Here is a 15,725-nt window from a genome sequence, read left to right as displayed (position 1 = left end):
CGCCAGTTCGTCTTCGCGCCCATCACCACACAGCGCATCCGCGTTCTGGTGAACGCCTCGGAATACTATCTCTCGCGCATCGTCGAGGTGGAGGCCTGGACCCCGTCGCCCTAGTCAAGAGGGCCGGGCCGTTGGAGCTGACGGGGTGCATGCCCCAAGCCGAAGAGGGCACGCCCGCGTCAACGTGGATAGATCAGCAAGCTCTTGATCGGCGGGGGGGCTTGCAGCCCGCCGTTCAGCCGAGCCGGTAGTCCGGCGCATGCCGGCGCAGCCACTGCTCCAGCATCATCAGGATCCAGACCATCTCGCCGTAGTAGCCGGCGTGCTCCTTCAGGCGCTGGGTCAGCAGGCTCTCGACGAACTCGGGGCGCACGATGCCGCGCGCGGCCACCCCGCGCAGCGACTCCGCGGCCAGCGCGTTCAGGGCCGCGTCCTTGACGGCCCAGGGGCCGAAGGGCAGGCCGAAGCCGTGCTTCTTCTTGGTCAGGATCTCGTCCGGCAGGAAGCCGCGCAGGGCCTCCTTGAAGAACCAGCGAAGCTTCAGGCCCTTGAGCTTGTAGCTGGTGGGCAGCTTCAGCGAGAAGTCCAGCAGCCTGGTGTCCAGCAGCGGGAAGCTGACGTCCACACCGGCCAGGCCGGTGGTGCCGACGACCTTGGGCAGGTCGTTCTCGGCCAGGGTGTAGCGCCAGTCGAAGGCCAGCATCTGGTTGACGAGGCTGGCCTCGTGCGGGCCGGCAGCCCAGGTGGCGCGTTGATGGTCGCGCGGCGCGCCGGTGTCCACGGCGGCCAGGAAGGCGGGCGTCAGCACCTCGTTCAGCCCCAGCCGGTCCAGCAGGTTGTAGCTCTGCATGCGGTCGGGCATGGGCACTCTAGCCTGGCGGATGTAGCTGGTGCCCTTCTTCAACAGCGGGATGTTGCCGGTGACCGGGTTGACGAACAGCGGGTTCAGCACGCCGGCGCGCAGCGGCGACGGGATCTGGCTGTAGACGTGGAAGACGCGTTCCTTGGCATAGCGCACATTGCCGCCGAAGAGCTCGTCGCCGCCGTCGCCGGCCAGCATGCGGGTGTAGCCGTCGTCGTGCGCCTTGCGCGCGCAGTAGAAGGCCGGCACGGCCGAGGAGTTGCCGAAGGGCTGGTCGTAGTGGGCGGCGACGTCGGGGATGGCCTTGACCAGGTCGGCCGGGGTCACGTAGTACTCGTGGTGATCGGCGCCATAGGCCTTGGCGGCGATGCGCGCGTACTCCATCTCGTCATAGCCTTCGGAATCGAAGCCGATGGAATAGCTGGCCGGCGGCCGGTCGGTCGCCTCGCGCAGCAGGCCGCAGACGGTGGAGCTGTCGGTACCGCCGGACAGGAAGCAGGCGGTCTTGCCGTCGGCGCCCAGGCGCTCGCGCACGGCCGTGCGCAGGATGCCGCGGAACTCGTCGCGCAGCGTGTCGAAGTCGGGGCGTGCCAGTTCGTCGAAACGCGCCACCCAGTAGGGCGCGACGGTCAGCTGACCGTTCTCGAACAGCGCGTAATGGGCCGGCGGCAGCCGGTGGATGCCGACATAGATGGTGCGCGGCGACGGGATGCAGTGGTGAAAGAGGTAGTCGAACAGGGCCTGCGGGTCGAGCTCGCGGATGCCGAGCAGGCGGGCGAGCTCGTCGGCGCGCGTCGCGAAATGCAGGCGGCCATCGCGCACGGCATAGCACAGGCTGTGCACGGCAAAGCGGTCGACGGCCAGATAGCTGCCGCCGCCGGGCAGGCTCAGCGCGACGGCGAATTCGCCGCCCACGTCGGCCGCGCAGGCGACGCCGCGTGCGGCATAGGCTTGGCTCCAGGCCGCCAGCGCATCGCCGGCCGGGGCGGCGAAGCGGGGGGAACCGGAAGCGAACGGCGTGTCGGGCGGCAGGGCTTGGGCTTGCATGCGAGTCTTGGGGTCAGGACGCGGGATTGTCGTTGGGATGGGCGGTGCCGCGTTGCGCCTGCAGGCGCCGCCAGACATTGCCTATGGTCTGGCGCGCCAGGCCGAGCAGGCCGCGCAGCGTCAAGGGGTCGTAGGCCACCAGTCCCAGGCGTTCGCGGCGCTGGCTCATCCATTCGGCCTTGTAGGGGGCGTCGCCGATCAGGTAGTCCACTTCCTGGACGCGGTCCTGGTCGAGGGCCTGCTCCATCAGCAGCGCGGTCAGCAGCGTGCCGGGAGCCAGGGCCTTGTAGGCCTGGTCGTAGGCCAGCTTGTAGATGTTGGCGCGGCCGTTGGCGACGATCCAGATCTGCGCCGCCACCGGCTTGTCGTTCAGCCAGGCCAGGCCCAGGCGCAGCCAGCCGCGGCGCGCACACAGGCGGATCAGGCCCGGCACGAAGTCGGCATAGGGCTCGGGCACCTTCCAGCTGTGGGCATAGACGTCGCGATAGGCTGCCAGCGCGCCTTCCAGCGCCTCGCCGCCGCGCACGATCTCCAGCCGCCCGCCTTCGCCGGCGAACTTCCTGCCCATGCGCTTGATGGTGCTGCGCAACTGGCCGCTTCTGTTCTTCAGATACTCGGCCCAGTTCTGGCGCACCGGCTCATACCAGTTGCCGAAGGAGAAGTAGGCGTGCGTGCTGAGGCCGGCCAGCGTCAGGGCGCGCTTGAGCAGGGCGAATTCGCGCGAGTCCGGATCCATCGGCGAGAAGCGGTAGGCCGCCGCGCCGCCGCCGGCCCGGCGCAGGGCGCGCGTCAGCGGCATCAGGTCCTCGGCCTCGACGTCGTCCTCCAGCGCCGGCGCGAAGATGGCCGTGTAGTAGTTGGACAGCGCGCTGATCTCCCGGCCCAGGGCGCCGCTCTGGGCGACGGTGGGCAGCACGGCCAGCGGGCGGCCCTGGCGGCGCAGCACATGGATGCGCACCTGGGCCTGCGGCTCGCTGGCATAGACGGTGTCGATCAGGTTGGCATACCAGTCGGCACCCAGCTCGACATGCTGCCTCTCGGCCTTGTGCATCAGCGCCAGCACATCCGCCGGCAGTTCCTGCACGTGCACATAGGTGTCGATGCTGGCGCCACTGCGCAACACCATGATGTCGGTGTCCACCGGCTGGCTGGAGCGGCCTCGCCAACCACGCCAGCCCCGGCTGCCGCGCCTGAGCAGGCCATACAGGGCCGGCAGGCCGGCGTGGCGGTAGACGCTGACATGGTTGATCCAGCGCTGCGAGGTGGACCAGGCGAGCAGGTCGGCCTCGGCATTGGTGTAGAACTCGACGCAGCCGCCGGGGGCGCGCGTGAACAGGTCCTCCAGCGTGCGCAGCAGCAGGATGCGGCCCGGCGCGAAGCGCTCGAACTGCTCGTGGAAGGCCGTCTTCAGCATGACGGCCATGCCGCCGCGCAGCAGCAGCATGCGCGAGGCCAGCAGGTCCTCGCCCAGCCAGAGCTCGTAGACCAGGGCCTCGCCGCGCGCGGCGAACTCACGCATCACCTCGGCGTAGAAGCGTCCTTGAGGGTTGTCGTGGCTGACAGCCGTGCCCTCGCGGCCCTTCCAGCCGCTGCTTTCCAGCGCCGCATAGCGCTGCACGGCGGCGCCGATGTCCTCGGGGGCACTGATGACGGCCAGGCGCTCGCCGCCAGGCTCGGCCTGCAGGCGGCGCAGATAGCGGCGCATGTTCTGGATCAGCTTGCGCGGCCGCTGGGCCCAGTAGTCGTCGAAGCTGCCCCTGAGGGTGACGCTCATCGTCAGCGCATGCGGCTGGCTCTGCACGGGCAGCCTGGGCAGCTCGCGCAGGTCGACGAAGCGCGGGTCGTTGCACAGCAGGTCCAGCTCGCTCGCATAGCCGGGCAGGGCTGACAGCAGGCCGCTCAGGTCCAGCCCGGCGGGGGTCAGGCTGGGGCCGATCTGCGTCTGCGAAGGCAGGAAGCTGGACCAGACCCCCAGGCCGCGCGGCTGCTGGCTGATGAGCAGCATCGCCAGGACCTCGCCATCGCGGCGGGCCACGGCGAGCAGCGCACCGCGTTCGCCGAAATGGCGCAGCAGGGCTTCGACGAAGAAGCCGTCCAGCATGCCGTGGCCACCCATCAACTGCTGGTTGAGGCGGTCCCAGGCCTCGCGGTGCGGGCCCAGGCCCTGCGCCGCGCTCAGCGGGTGGAGTTGCCAGTCCAGTCCAGGCTTCATGGGGTGTCGAGGTTCAGGAAATGCGCCCCCGGGACTGCGCAGAGGCGGGCGTGACGGCGGATGCGGGCGATCTCGGCCAGCACGCGCAGGCTGGCCAGCAGGCCGGCGAGGAAGGCCTTGAGGTCGTGATTGGCCAGCAGTTCGGCCAGCGGCTGTACCACGCCGGCGGCCAGCAGGCGCAGCAATTGTCCGGGCAGGCTGCCGCCGGGGCGCTTGAGCTCCAGCAGCAGGGCCGAGCGCTTGCGTTCGGCACGGCCGGCGATCTGCTGGCCCCAGGCCTGTGGCGGTTGCGGCGCCTTGGCGCGCAGGTGCACGATGCGCGCGGCCGGCAGCAGGGCCGTACGCAGGCCGTGGTGGGCGAAGCGCTCGATGAGGTCGTCGTCCTCGCCGTACATGAAGAACAGCGGGTCGAAGCCGCCGACGCGGCGGAATACCTCGGCGCGCAGCATCCAGGCCGCCGCATTGATGCCGCGGATGGCGTAGTGGGGCTGCACGCGGCCCAGGCAGGCGTCGGACAGATAGGCGCTGGCGTGGCGCTGCAGATAGGCGCTCTGGGTATTGGGGTCGACGCGGCCGAGATCCGGGCTGCAGTGCAGCGGGCTGACGATGTCGAAGCCCGGTTCGGCTGCCAGGAAGGCCACCATCTGGGCGATGGCCTCGGACGTCACCCAGGCATCCTGGTTCAGCAGGAAGACGGCCTCGGCGCCGTCGCGCAGCGCGGCCTCGATGCCGAGGTTGTTGCCGCGGCCAAAGCCGAGGTTGGCGCCGGCTTCGATGAGGCGGGCCTCGGGGAAGTCGCGTCTGACGATGGCCGCGGTGTCGTCGCTCGACGCGTTGTCGACGACTATTGCCGAGCAGGCATGGCTGCTTTCGCGCAGCGACTGCAGGGCGCCGGCTATCCAGGCGGCGCCGTTGTAGCTGACGATGACGACGGCGACCTTCATGAGGCCACCTTCCGGCGCAGCAGGGCGAGGAGTTCGCCATACAGCGGGTGGCCCAGCAGCTTCAGGCCCGCCAGCCACAGCAGGCTCGTCAGCGCGGCGCAGCCCAGCCAGGTCGGCAGGGCCAGGGCCTCACCGGCGGGCCGCAGCCAGGCCGCGGCCAGGGCCGAAGGCAGCAGGCAGATCAGGGCCAGCAGCGCATTGCGCGACAGCTCGCGGGCGATGGCGCGGAAGTCGCTCGGCAGGCAGCGCTGCTTGAAGGCATAGAAATAGGGCACGGCGACGATGGCCATGGCCAGGAAGCCCAGGGCCAGCGGCTCCAGCGCCCGCCACCACCACAGCACGCCCACCAGCAGCAGGGCCTTGACGGGCTGGATGATGAGATCGGCCAGGGCCACCAGCTTGGAATGGCCCGCTGCCAGCATGACGGTGGGCACCAGGCTGTTCAGCACGCTGACGGCGCCGGCCGCGCAATAGATGGGCACGAGAGGCGCCGAGGCATCCCATTGCGGGCCGAACATCAGGCGCAGCACTTCCAGCGCGAACAGGCCGACGAAGCCATAGAAGGGCCAGGCCACGGCGCTGACGGCCGCCAGGCTCTGCACATGGCGCTGCTCCAGCGCGCCGCCCTCCCGGTGCACCCTGGAGAAGGCCGGGTAGGCCACCGAGCGCACCGTGCCCATGATGTCGCGGGCGAACAGGTTCATCAGGCCCTGGGCGCGGCTCGCGATGGCGACCTGGCCGAAGTTCAGCATCTTGCCGACGGCCAGGTCGTTGATGTCCATGGACACCGAGGTCACGACATTGGCGGCCGTGACCGGGCCGCCGAAGCCGAGGATGTCGCGCCAGCGGCTCAGCTGCGGCCGCACCAGCCGACCCCAGGCGCCGGCCAGGCTGACGCCGGCGGCCATGGTCAGGCTGCTGGCGATCTCGCCCCAGGCCAGGCTGGCCGAGCCGACGCCGGCCCAGGCCAGGCCCAGCGTCGTGAAGCAGCCCACCGTCGCGGCAGACACGTTGATGCGCATCAGCGCATCGAAGCGCATGTCGCGCCTCAGCAGGGCGATGGAGATGGAGTTGAAGGGCAGGATCAGGAAGTTGATCGAGATGATGCCGACGATGCGGGCCAGGCTGGCGTCGCTGTAGAACCCGGCGATCCACGGCGCCGCGGCATTGATGCCGACGAAGAGGCCGCCCCCCAGCAGCAGCGACAGGCCCAGGGCGCTGCCGACATCCTCGGGGCTGAGCTCCTTGCGCTGGATCAGGTAGTTGGCCAGGCCGAAGTCGCGCACCACCTGGGCCATGCTGACCAGGGCCATGGACACCGAGTACAGGCCGATCTGCTGCGGCGTCAGCAGCCGCGCCAGCAGCGTGAACGACAGCAGCTGCAGCGCGATCAGCAGATAGCGCTCCAGGAAGGCGAAGCCGAGCGAGCGGCGGACTGTGCTCATCAGTACAGCCCCTGCTTCTTCTGCGAGTGGCGCTCCACCCAGGTCGCGTAGCTGCCCGGGAACCAGTGCGCGCGCCAGCGGCTCTGCACGCGGCCCCAGCTGCGCAGCAGGCGCAACTCACGCACAAAGCGCTCGGCGACCGGCTCGCGCCGCAACGGCCCGAGCAGCCAGCCCAGGCCATCCTGCAGCATCTGCAGGTATTGCCACAGCGGCACGCCCAAGAATTCGCGGCTGCTCGGCGGCCACCAGGCCGACAGGCCGGCCTTGAAGGCCCAGCGGCGGAAATAGCGGCGCGTCAGCACGGCGGCGTCGACGGGGGCGGTGATGCACAGCGTCGGCTCATAGGTCACCGTTTCCCCGCGGGCCTGGCAGCGCTGGCCAAACTCGAGGTCCATGTGCCGGAAGTGCAGCTCGGAGAAGGCGCCGACACGGTCGAACAGGGCCGTGCGTGCCACCAGGTTGGCACCGGCCGGCGCGTACTCGGGCGGCGTCGGCGCGATGCGTTGGAGGCCGAGATCGGCCCCACCGACCACGGCCGCCATGCTGTCGTGATACCAGTCGGGGCGACCACAGGACGGCCATTGCAATTCGGTGCGTCCGCCGGCCAGGGCCGGTCCGCCGGCGCCGAAGACGGCGGTGATGTTCTCCAGCCAGTCAGCCGGGAAGAGGATGTCGTCGTCGGTGAAGGCCAGCACCTCGCAGCCCAGCTCGCGGGCGCGGGCGATGCCGGTGTTCAGGGCGAACTGCTTGCCCTGGCGGGGCTCGAACAGCGCATGCAGGCGGCCCAGCGGCCAGCCGGGCTGCAGGGCCTGCAGCCGCGCCTGCGTGTCGTCGCTGGAGTTGTTGTCCACCACCAGCACCTCGACGGCCGTGTCGGCCGGCGCGCGCATGGCGCCGAGCGAGGCCAGCGTCGTGCCGAGCAGGGCCGCCCGGTTCCAGGTGCAGATGATGATGGCGATGCGATGCATGCGGCCGGTTCAGGGCGCGTCTCAGGGCCGGTTCGACGTACGTTTGCAAAGCACTATCGTCGTCAATGGCTTCAACCGCGTTCTCGTTGTCGGGGGCGTTGGGGCCGGGAAGTGTAGTTCGCGTCAGCGGCGTCTCTTTAGGGTTGGCGCCCCCACGAACCGGTAGCCTGCAGCCGAGGGTGCGCATGCGCTCGTCACCTATCATGGGGCGCTATACGGCGAGGCGCAAACCGTCGCGATCGGCCGGTTCGGGCGACGAGAAACGTCGCCGCGCTCTTCTCCAACTTCGCCTCCATCGCATGAGCAATGTCGACCCGCGTCCCCTACCATGCCTGATCACCGGTGCCACGGGCTTCATCGGCAGCCGGCTGCTTGAGCGGCTGGACGCGCAGGGGCGGCAGCAGGCCTATGTCGCCATGGCGCGTTCCGAGGCGGCCGCGGCTGCCCTGAAAGCCCAGGGCCGCCAGGCCGTCGTGGCCGACCTGCTTTCGCCGGGCCAGGCCGCCCGCGCGCTGCAGGGCTGCGACGCCGTCATCCACCTGGCCCATGGCCACCGCGGACCCGAGGCGACGCGCCGGCTCGTCGAGGCGGCCGTGGCGCAGAAGGTGAAGCGCTTCGTGCACATCAGCACCATGTCCGTCCACGGCCCGGCCCCTGGCCCCGAGGCCGCTCACGAGGACACCGCCACCATCGGCCGCTACGACAACGACTACTCCGACTCCAAGGCCGAGCAGGAGGAGATCGTGCAGGCCGCCATCGACCGCGGAGACCTGCGGGCCGTCATCCTGCGCCCGACCGTGGTCTACGGGCTTGGAGGTCATTTCGAGCAGCAGGTCATCCAGCAGGCGCGCGCCGGCGAGGTGACGCTGTTCGACGGCGGCCGGGGTGTCTGCAACGCGGTGTTCGTTGACGACGTCTGCGCCGCCATCGAGGCCGCGCTGGTGCGCGACGAGGCCCTGGGCCAGGCTATGTTCATCAACGGCGACCGCTCGGTCACGTGGGGCGAATTCATCCGCAGCTTCGCGATGATGGTGGAGCCGCCGCCGCGCTTCACCGACCTGTCCTCCGCCGAGGCCAGGCGTTACTGGGCCGAGCATCCGCCCGAGCCCGTCGGCGGCATCGCGACCCGCGTGCTGCGCAAGCTCAAGCGCCTGGGCGGCTGGAAGCCGCCCGTGGCGCCCTGGCCGCCGCTGGGCCGCGTGCTGCGCGAGACCTTCCCCATCAGCTTCGCCAACGACAAGGCCAAGCGCCTGCTCGACTGGGCGCCGCGGGTCGATTTCGAGCAGGGCGTGGCCCTGACCCGCGACTGGCTGCGCGCCGGAGGCCATCTCGGCCGATGAAGCCGCGCGCGGTCATCGTCGGTGCCGGCCTGGGCGGCTGCGTGTTGGCCCATGCGCTGCTGGACACGCACGAGGTCGTGCTGGTGGAGCGCGGCGCCTCGGCCGAAGACCCGCGCTTTCCGGTCGTGGACGTCGGTTTGCCGGCCGTCACCCAGCCCCACGTCGGCGCCGGCCTGGGCGGCACGACCCAGCTCTGGCACAACGGCCTGATCGAGGTTGACGCGGAGATCTTCTCCGCCCACTGGCCCTTCCCGAAGACCGAGCTCGACCCTTTCTACGAACAGGCCTTCCCCCTGCTGTCCAACACCAGCCTGGCCCAGGTGCGCGCTGCCGTCGACGACCTGCGTCGCCGCTACCGTGACCTGGGCCTGCCCGAGGGCCTGATGCAGGGCCTGTATTACCCGCGCTGGCCGCTCAACCTGTGGGAGTCGCTGAAACTGCAGGGCCGCCTGGAGGTCCTGCGCGGCGACGTGGTCGATTTCGAGCTGGACCCGGCTGGCGGCATCGCCAGCCTGACCGTGGAGGAGGGCGGGCAGCGCCGGCAGGTCGGTGGCGACGTCTTCTTGCTGGCGGCCGGCGGCCTGGGCTCGCCCATCCTGCTGCAAAGGCTCGCCGAGCGCGCGCCGCTGCCGGCGCTGCGCCACGCCGGGGCCCACTACGAAGACCATCCCATGGGCTTTGTCGGCGAGGTCGAGGTCACGGTGCCGCTGTACCGGCTGTGGAACTACCGCGTGCCGGGCACCGACGGCAACCTGCGCCTGCCGCTGGTGGTCAAGCGCAATGGCCTGCACATGTCCTTCCAGATGCGGCCGGCGGCCAACTACCACCGGGCCAGCCGCCGCGAGCGCGTCGGCAGCGTGCTCAACGACCTGCGGCGCAACCCCTGGAACCCGCTGCACTACGTCAAGCTCTTCAAGCACTGGGACGACATCCTCGACATCCTGTCCTTCAAGTTCGGCATCCACCTGCCCACGCGGCACTACACGCTGCTGCTGTGCGCCCAGATGCCCACGGCGCCCGAGCTGTCGATCTGGAGCCGCCGCGAGGCCTCGGGCCAGGAGGTGAGGGTGCGCCGCTGGCATCTGGGCGAGCAGTTCCGCCTGGACGCGCGGGGCGCCGTCGATGACGTGCTGGCCTGGCTGGCGCCGGTGACGCGCCGCAGCCGCGTCTTCAACGGCTGGCAGGACGACCTGCGCAGCGCCGCCCACCATTCGGGCACGGCGCGCCTGTCCTCCGATGCCGAGTCCGGCGTCTGCGACCCCGACTGCCGGGTGCATGGCGTCGCCAACCTCTACGTCTGCGACGGCTCGCTGATCCCGTCCAGCGGCATCGCCAACACCGGCCTGACCATCGCCGCGCTGGCGCTGCGCCTGGCCGCGCACTTGCGGCGGCAGCCGTCGCCCACCAGACCTCGAGAATGAATCCATGAGCCTGCACGTTGGAATGGTCGCCCGCACGCTGAACGTGCGCCATCTGCGCGGCACCGGCCGCTATGTGCAGGAGATCCTGCGCAATACACGGCCGGCCGATGACATCCACTGGACCGCCTTCGGCCATGACCCGGCGCTGCCGTTTCGCGTGCCCGAGCCCCTGCTGGGGCAGGCCGACGTCTTCAATTTCCGCGGTGACCGTTTCCGCCTGTGGGAGCAGCTCGGCCTGCCGTTGCGCCTGCGCGGCAAGGGCATCCAGCTGCTGCACTGCGCCGAGAACACCGCGCCCATCTGGCAACCGGTGCCTACCCTGGTCACCATCCACGACACCGTGCCCTGGGAAGAGGACACCCGAGGCCTGGACCACCACTACCTGCACGACGTGCAGAGCCTGGCGCTGCGCCGCTGCGCCGGCGTCATCACCATCAGCGAGTCCTCGCGGCGTGACATCGCGGCGCGCTGGCCCTTCGTGGCCGACCGCCTGACGGTCATCCCGCACGGCATCGCGGACGAGTTCTTCAGCGATGCCCGGGTACCGCTGCCGGCCGTGCTGGAAAAGGAACTGGGCGGCGCGCCCTACCTGCTCTATTTGGGCGGTGCCCAGCAGCGCAAGCGCTTCGGCTGGGCGATGGAGCTGGTGGCGCGCAGCGGACGCGCGGACCTGCACCTCGTGGGCTGCGGCTTCGGCGCAGGCACGGCGCCCAAGGATCTCCCCGAGGCGTTGAGTGGCCGCGTGCATTTCGCGCCCTTCCTCGAAGACAGCGAGCTCGTCACCCTCTACCGCGGTGCGCAAGCCGCCATCTACCCGACGCTTTACGAAGGCTTCGGCTTTCCAGCGGTGGAGGCCCAGGCGGCGGGCACGCCGGTGCTCTTCAGCCCCGTCAGCAGCCTGGTGGACCTCGTCGGCCCGCTGGCCTGGACGAACGAGCCGCAGGACTTCGACGCCTGGCTGGCCGCCCTGCACGAGGTGCTGGCCCTGCCGGCCGAGGCCCGGGCCGAGAAGGCGTCACGGGCGGCCGCCTGGGCTCGCCAGTTCTCGTGGCGGCGCAGCGTGGAGCGGCATTTCGAGGTCTACCGCGAGACGCTGCAGCGCTTTGGCGCGCGCTGAGGCATGGCCCTTCAGTCGTTGGGCACCCAGCGGCGGAACAGCGATTTGCCCATCTTGGTCAGCGTGGCGCCACGGTAGGGGCCGCGGCGCAGCAGGCCGGCAAAGGTCTTCAGACCCAGGGCCAGGTCGCCCTTGGCACAATGCGCGTCGGCGAAATTGGCCCAGCCCTTGTGCTGGAAGCGCTGCAGCGCGACGGGGTCGACGTCGTGGCCGGGCGGCGAGCTCATGCCGAAGCGGCGGATCAGGTCGGCGCGCATCATCTCGGTGGTGTTGGTGGCCGGGATGCGGCGCGACAGCGACACCGGATGCTGGCGGTAGAGCACGAAGGACTCGGCCAGGCGCACGAAGCGGTGCTGGGTGCTGGCCCGCACCAGGTACTCCCAGTCGTCCGTCTGCTGGTTGTCGGTCAGGAAGCCGCCCATGCTGTCCCAGGCGCTGCGCCGCCAGATGACGGAGGAGGGCAGGGCGTAGTTGTCCAGCACCAGCACGGGGTAGATCCAGCCGGAGCGCGATTCGTCGATGCTGCCCTGGCGGGGCTGCGCGAAATAGTCGGGCCGCGCCTCGCCATGCCAGACGTCGAAGGCCGAGTAGCAGAAGTCGTGGTCCGGCCGGTCCTGCAGGGCCTGCAGCTGCAGCCGCAGCTTCTCCGGATGCCAGAGGTCGTCGGCATCCAGCAGCGCCACGAATTCCGAATCCACCTCGGCCATGCCGCGATTGCGCGAGCGCGACATGCCGCGGTTCTCCTGCGAGATGACGCGCACGCGGGCGTCGTCCAGCGCGGCATTCGCGGCCGTCGCGTCCCTGGAGCCGTCGTCGATGACGGTGACCTGCAGATCCGTGAAGGTCTGGTCCAGCGCCGAGCGGACGGTAGCGGCGATGAAGGCTTCGGCGTTGTAGGCGGGGATGACGATGTTGACGCGTGGCATGAAGGGCTCAGCGGGAAGTCTGCGATGCGGCCGATGCGGCTGCCGCGGCGGACGCTGCGGCGCCGGGCGCGTCAGCGACCTCCGGCTCCTTCCAGCGGCCGACCGAGGCCAGGCGGTCGCGCAGCTCGGGCCGGGTCATGCCCATGGCCATGGCGCGGTGCGCCTGGGTCAGGGCCTTGTCGTAGTCCTTCATGTCGAAGTACAGCTGGCCGGCATTGAACTGCGTCAGAGGGCTGTCCTGCGATTGCTCCACCACATAGTTGAGGAAGCGTTGGGCTTCATCCAGGCGGCCGCGCCGGGTCAAATAGCTCACGTAGAGCATGCGAAAGAGCTGGTCGTCCGGCGAGAACAGCATGCCGCGCGCGTAGTAGCACTCGACAGTCATGTCCGCGCCTGACGGGGGGTCGGACTTCTGCCTAGCCGCCAGCCGCTCCATGGTCAGAATGGCGCGCGGATGGTTGGGAAACACTGCCAGCGTATAGCCGATGTCATGGCCCAAGGAGCCGGTGCCGCCCCCGGTGAGGTTCTCGACGCCACGCGGGAAGTGGGCGATCTCGACGATGTGGCGTTGGCTGGGCTGGGCAGTGCGGTAATCGAAGGGGCCGTAAAGGTTGTAGGGCTCGCCGCAGCCCGGGGGAGTCACGGCGATGCGGCGCTGCTCGTCGGCCGTCGCCGGCCCGGCGGCCAACGCAAGGGCTAGCGCGAGAGCGGGCAGCACCGCCTTGCAGGCGGTCATGGAATTTGAGGCGCCAGGCATCTTTTACTCATCCAGTCCAAACAAATGTGGCATTGGGCGTCCTGATCAGCGAGCGTCGAGAAGGTGTGGTCGGCCGTCGGCATGTCGTGCAGTTCCAGCGTCGGGCGCGCGAGCAGGCCTGCCCAAGCCGCCGAGGACCGGGCGTAACCAGTGAACTCCCGGGCAGTGTAGTCATCGCCACTGAGGATCAGCAGCACCGGCCCGTCGAAGGCGCGCAGGCCGGCGGCCATGCGGTCCTGGAAGCTGCGCGTGTCGGAGGCCGCCTTGCCTGCGCCCCGCGCCAGGCGCAGATTGCTGGCCAGGGTGCGCAGCGCCTTGGCGCCCACGCCGCCCTTGAGCAGCTTGAGCCAGAACTCCTTCTCGCGCAGGCGCCGCCAGTAGTAGTGCTTGACGTGGGTCTGCGCCAGCGACGCGGCGGAGCGGGCCCAGGGGTTCAGCAGGGCCAGGCCGGCCACGCGCGGGTCGGCGCTCGATTCCAGGTAGAGCAGAGCCGCGGAGGCCGCATCGCACAGGCCCCACAGCACGACACGCTTGAGCGCCGGGCGGGCCGCCAGCAGCGCATCGATGGCTGCCTTGATGTCGGCGTCGACGCCGAGGAAGTCGCGCCTTTCATCGATTCGGCCGGGGCTGTCGCCCATGCTGCGGTAGTCGAAGCGCAGCGCGGCCACGCCGTGGGCCGCCAGGTGGCGGGCCAGCAGCGTGAACTGGCGATGGCTGCCGACGCGGTACTGCGGACCGCCGACGACGATGACCACGCCGACCTCGGCGGGCGCTCCGCTCGCCGGTTCGGCCAGGATGCCGACCAGGCGCTGGCCTTCGCAGTCAAAGCTCAGCACGGTTTCCTTCATGCCAGGGCCTCCACGCTGCGGGCGATCAGGGCCGGCGCGAGCTCGATCTCGCTGGTGGCCCAGAAGCCCGGCCCCTGCACGATCTGGACGCGAACGCTCCAGCCGGCGTCCTGCCAGGCCTTGATGGCCTGCTCGCTGACCGGCGTCAACACGGCATCCTCGCGGGTGCTGAGTTCCAGCCATTCGACACGGCCCGCCGCGCCGGCCGGCGCCAGCTTGGCGGCTTCCAGCCCCAGGGCCAGCGGCGCACCCAGGCGGTAGCCGGCGATCTCGACCGGGCGGCCCGCGGCCAGCTCGGCCTTCATCTGCTCCATCAAGCCCTTGCTGGCGCCGCTGGCCATTTCCGCCGCCAGCTTCAGGCGCAGGAACTGCTGCAGGGCCAGCTTGCCGTTGGTCATCGGCTGCCAGAACAGATAGTTCAGCGGCCGTCCCCAGTCGGCGCTGGCCAGCAGGCAGCCGGCGCGCAGGCCCCACAGCCACTGCGGCACGCCGGGCGCCCGGGTATCCAGCCAGTCCAGCCCGAGGCGGACGTCGGCCTGCCAGTCTGCCCAGCTCGCATCGCCAAAATCGGCCGACGAGTCGCCGCAGCCGCGCAAGTCCATCTGCAGCACGGCAAAGCCGGCGTCGGCCAGGGCCCGGCAGGCCAGGGCCGCCATGCGGCGCGACTTGTTCATCTCTTCGGCGAAGGGATGCAGATAAAGGACGCGACCGCGCGGCCGCTCAGCAGACGCCGGCGCCGGCGCATGGAAGAGGCACAGCCGCTGCTCATCGCCAGCGGGCAGGAAGAAGACGTCGGTGGAGGTGTTCAAGCTGCTCGCGTCTTGCTGCGGTTGAGCCAGTCCTGCAGCGCCTTGAGCCAGCCCCAGCGGTAGGCGGTGAGGTGGAAGAGCTGGCGGCTGTTGTCGGTCCAGCGGGTATGCCACTCCATCACGCGGCCGAAGAACTCGATGCGCTTGAAACGGCCTTCGTCGAAAAGAAGCTTGAACTCCTCGGCGCGCATCAGCGTCGACGGCGACACCGCCTGGTGGGCCTGCTGATAGGCCGTCTTCAGGATCACCAGGCAGTCCTCCTGGTGCACGCACAGGTCCATCGCGACGACCTCGTCGCCGAACCAGTAGCGGTAGATGCGGGCGCGGCCCGCCGCCGCGGCGCTTTCCAGTGCCTGGCGGTAGAAGCGTCCCTGGGCGCCATCCTCGGAAATCGCGGTGCCGAGCTCGGCCTTCCAACCGCTGGCTTCCAGCACGCCGTACTGCTTGATGGCCGTCGCGACGCCTTCCGGCGTGTCGATCATGTCCAGCCGCGGCGTCGCGCCGCCGGCCTCGACCTTCTTCAGCTGCTTGCGCGTGTTCTGGCGCAGGTTCTTGCCGCGGCTCTCCCAGTAGGCCTCGAAGCCGTTCTCGACGTCGACCCAGGCGGTGTCGATGTAATGCTGGCGGCGCAGCCGTGGGCCCTCGTAGGGGCCGGCGTGAACCAGGGAGTCCAGCTGCGTCAGCCCCACGCTCAGGGCCACGCCGGGCAGAGCACGCAGCAGGGACTGCAGCGCCGCCTCGATGCCTTCATCGTCCGGCAGCAGCACCGGGCCCAGCGGCAGCTGCGAGGGCTGGAAGCTGTTCCAGCGGCCCTTGCCCTGGGGCTGTATCAACAGCGCGGCCGTCCAGCCGGCACCATCCTCGCGGTAGGCAAGCAACTCCCGGCCCTGGCCGAACTGCTCCAGCAGGCACAGCAGGAAATCGCTGCGCAGGAAAGCATGCGGCAGGGCCTTGGCCTGCAAGGCGTCCCACTTGGCGGCCAACGCCGCCAGCTGCCTTGCCGGAACGAGTTTCCAGTCCATTTTTGAG

Annotated in this window: 13 protein-coding genes; 3 read left to right on the top strand and 10 right to left on the bottom strand. The window is 70.0% G+C overall.

Going from position 1 to position 15,725, the window contains the following annotated elements; translation table 11 throughout:
- Positions 1-235: 235 nt before the first annotated feature.
- From J2X20_RS25400 to J2X20_RS25380, 5 genes are read right to left on the bottom strand one after another with little or no spacing between them, the layout of a single operon-like run.
- A complete protein-coding gene (locus J2X20_RS25400; RefSeq protein WP_310271491.1) occupies positions 236-1,909 on the bottom strand; it encodes an asparagine synthetase B family protein in 1,674 nt (557 codons plus the stop codon).
- Between the two features lie 13 nt (positions 1,910-1,922).
- Positions 1,923-4,121 carry a GNAT family N-acetyltransferase gene (locus J2X20_RS25395; protein ID WP_310271488.1) on the bottom strand — a complete coding sequence of 733 codons (2,199 nt, stop codon included), beginning with the start codon at positions 4,119-4,121 and terminating at the stop codon, positions 1,923-1,925.
- Positions 4,118-5,065 (bottom strand): glycosyltransferase family 2 protein, encoded by a 948-nt coding sequence (locus J2X20_RS25390; protein ID WP_310271485.1) that lies wholly within the window; start codon positions 5,063-5,065, stop codon positions 4,118-4,120. The genes J2X20_RS25395 and J2X20_RS25390 overlap by 4 nt, the downstream gene beginning before the upstream one ends.
- On the bottom strand, positions 5,062-6,510 hold the full coding sequence (locus J2X20_RS25385; protein ID WP_310271482.1) for an oligosaccharide flippase family protein: 1,449 nt from the start codon (positions 6,508-6,510) through the stop codon (positions 5,062-5,064). Before J2X20_RS25385 ends, J2X20_RS25390 begins: the two co-directional genes overlap by 4 nt.
- Positions 6,510-7,478, bottom strand: a complete 969-nt coding sequence (locus tag J2X20_RS25380) for a glycosyltransferase family 2 protein (protein ID WP_310271479.1) — start codon at positions 7,476-7,478, stop codon at positions 6,510-6,512. Before J2X20_RS25380 ends, J2X20_RS25385 begins: the two co-directional genes overlap by 1 nt.
- 299 nt (positions 7,479-7,777) lie before the next feature.
- On the opposite strand from J2X20_RS25380, the gene J2X20_RS25375 reads away from it, so the two are divergent.
- Genes J2X20_RS25375 through J2X20_RS25365 form a run of 3 tightly spaced genes read left to right on the top strand, consistent with a single transcriptional unit; the run spans position 7,778 to position 11,356 of the window.
- Positions 7,778-8,818 carry an NAD-dependent epimerase/dehydratase family protein gene (locus tag J2X20_RS25375; RefSeq protein WP_310271476.1) on the top strand — a complete coding sequence of 347 codons (1,041 nt, stop codon included), beginning with the start codon at positions 7,778-7,780 and terminating at the stop codon, positions 8,816-8,818.
- Entirely contained in the window at positions 8,815-10,239 is a 1,425-nt protein-coding gene (locus tag J2X20_RS25370; protein ID WP_310271473.1) for a GMC oxidoreductase, read from the top strand. The genes J2X20_RS25375 and J2X20_RS25370 overlap by 4 nt, the downstream gene beginning before the upstream one ends.
- Positions 10,240-10,243: 4 nt before the next feature.
- Positions 10,244-11,356 carry a glycosyltransferase family 4 protein gene (locus J2X20_RS25365; RefSeq protein ID WP_310271470.1) on the top strand — a complete coding sequence of 371 codons (1,113 nt, stop codon included), beginning with the start codon at positions 10,244-10,246 and terminating at the stop codon, positions 11,354-11,356.
- 11 nt (positions 11,357-11,367) lie between these two features.
- Here J2X20_RS25365 and J2X20_RS25360 read toward each other — a convergent pair whose 3' ends face one another.
- The 5 genes from J2X20_RS25360 to J2X20_RS25340 are packed head-to-tail and all read right to left on the bottom strand — an operon-like array spanning position 11,368 to position 15,718.
- A complete protein-coding gene (locus J2X20_RS25360; RefSeq protein WP_310271467.1) occupies positions 11,368-12,282 on the bottom strand; it encodes a glycosyltransferase family 2 protein in 915 nt (304 codons plus the stop codon).
- A 7-nt stretch (positions 12,283-12,289) separates the two neighbouring features.
- Complete coding sequence (locus J2X20_RS25355; protein WP_310271464.1) at positions 12,290-13,018, bottom strand: tetratricopeptide repeat protein; 729 nt, start codon at positions 13,016-13,018, stop codon at positions 12,290-12,292.
- The gene (locus tag J2X20_RS25350) at positions 13,015-13,887 is read right to left on the bottom strand and encodes a hydrolase 1, exosortase A system-associated (protein WP_310271462.1); all 873 of its coding nucleotides are present in this window, start codon (positions 13,885-13,887) and stop codon (positions 13,015-13,017) included. Before J2X20_RS25350 ends, J2X20_RS25355 begins: the two co-directional genes overlap by 4 nt.
- Positions 13,884-14,696, bottom strand: coding sequence for a hydrolase 2, exosortase A system-associated (locus J2X20_RS25345; protein WP_310271460.1), 813 nt, complete (start codon positions 14,694-14,696; stop codon positions 13,884-13,886). The genes J2X20_RS25350 and J2X20_RS25345 overlap by 4 nt, the downstream gene beginning before the upstream one ends.
- Complete coding sequence (locus tag J2X20_RS25340) at positions 14,693-15,718, bottom strand: GNAT family N-acetyltransferase (RefSeq protein ID WP_310271458.1); 1,026 nt, start codon at positions 15,716-15,718, stop codon at positions 14,693-14,695. The genes J2X20_RS25345 and J2X20_RS25340 overlap by 4 nt, the downstream gene beginning before the upstream one ends.
- Positions 15,719-15,725: the final 7 nt, after the last annotated feature.

The sequence above is a fragment of the Roseateles saccharophilus genome (assembly GCF_031458095.1).
Classification (GTDB): domain Bacteria; phylum Pseudomonadota; class Gammaproteobacteria; order Burkholderiales; family Burkholderiaceae_C; genus Pelomonas; species Pelomonas saccharophila_A.
This window is presented reverse-complemented; position numbering and strand designations above follow the sequence as displayed.

Coding starts and splice junctions, on each gene's coding strand:
- J2X20_RS25365 (WP_310271470.1), top strand. CDS start 10,244: ATGAGCCTGCACGTTGGAATGGTCGCCCGCACGCTGAACGTGCGCCAT.
- J2X20_RS25385 (WP_310271482.1), bottom strand. CDS start 6,510: ATGAGCACAGTCCGCCGCTCGCTCGGCTTCGCCTTCCTGGAGCGCTAT.
- J2X20_RS25360 (WP_310271467.1), bottom strand. CDS start 12,282: ATGCCACGCGTCAACATCGTCATCCCCGCCTACAACGCCGAAGCCTTC.
- J2X20_RS25375 (WP_310271476.1), top strand. CDS start 7,778: ATGAGCAATGTCGACCCGCGTCCCCTACCATGCCTGATCACCGGTGCC.
- J2X20_RS25340 (WP_310271458.1), bottom strand. CDS start 15,718: ATGGACTGGAAACTCGTTCCGGCAAGGCAGCTGGCGGCGTTGGCCGCC.
- J2X20_RS25380 (WP_310271479.1), bottom strand. CDS start 7,478: ATGCATCGCATCGCCATCATCATCTGCACCTGGAACCGGGCGGCCCTG.
- J2X20_RS25390 (WP_310271485.1), bottom strand. CDS start 5,065: ATGAAGGTCGCCGTCGTCATCGTCAGCTACAACGGCGCCGCCTGGATA.
- J2X20_RS25395 (WP_310271488.1), bottom strand. CDS start 4,121: ATGAAGCCTGGACTGGACTGGCAACTCCACCCGCTGAGCGCGGCGCAG.
- J2X20_RS25355 (WP_310271464.1), bottom strand. CDS start 13,018: ATGACCGCCTGCAAGGCGGTGCTGCCCGCTCTCGCGCTAGCCCTTGCG.
- J2X20_RS25350 (WP_310271462.1), bottom strand. CDS start 13,887: ATGAAGGAAACCGTGCTGAGCTTTGACTGCGAAGGCCAGCGCCTGGTC.
- J2X20_RS25370 (WP_310271473.1), top strand. CDS start 8,815: ATGAAGCCGCGCGCGGTCATCGTCGGTGCCGGCCTGGGCGGCTGCGTG.
- J2X20_RS25400 (WP_310271491.1), bottom strand. CDS start 1,909: ATGCAAGCCCAAGCCCTGCCGCCCGACACGCCGTTCGCTTCCGGTTCC.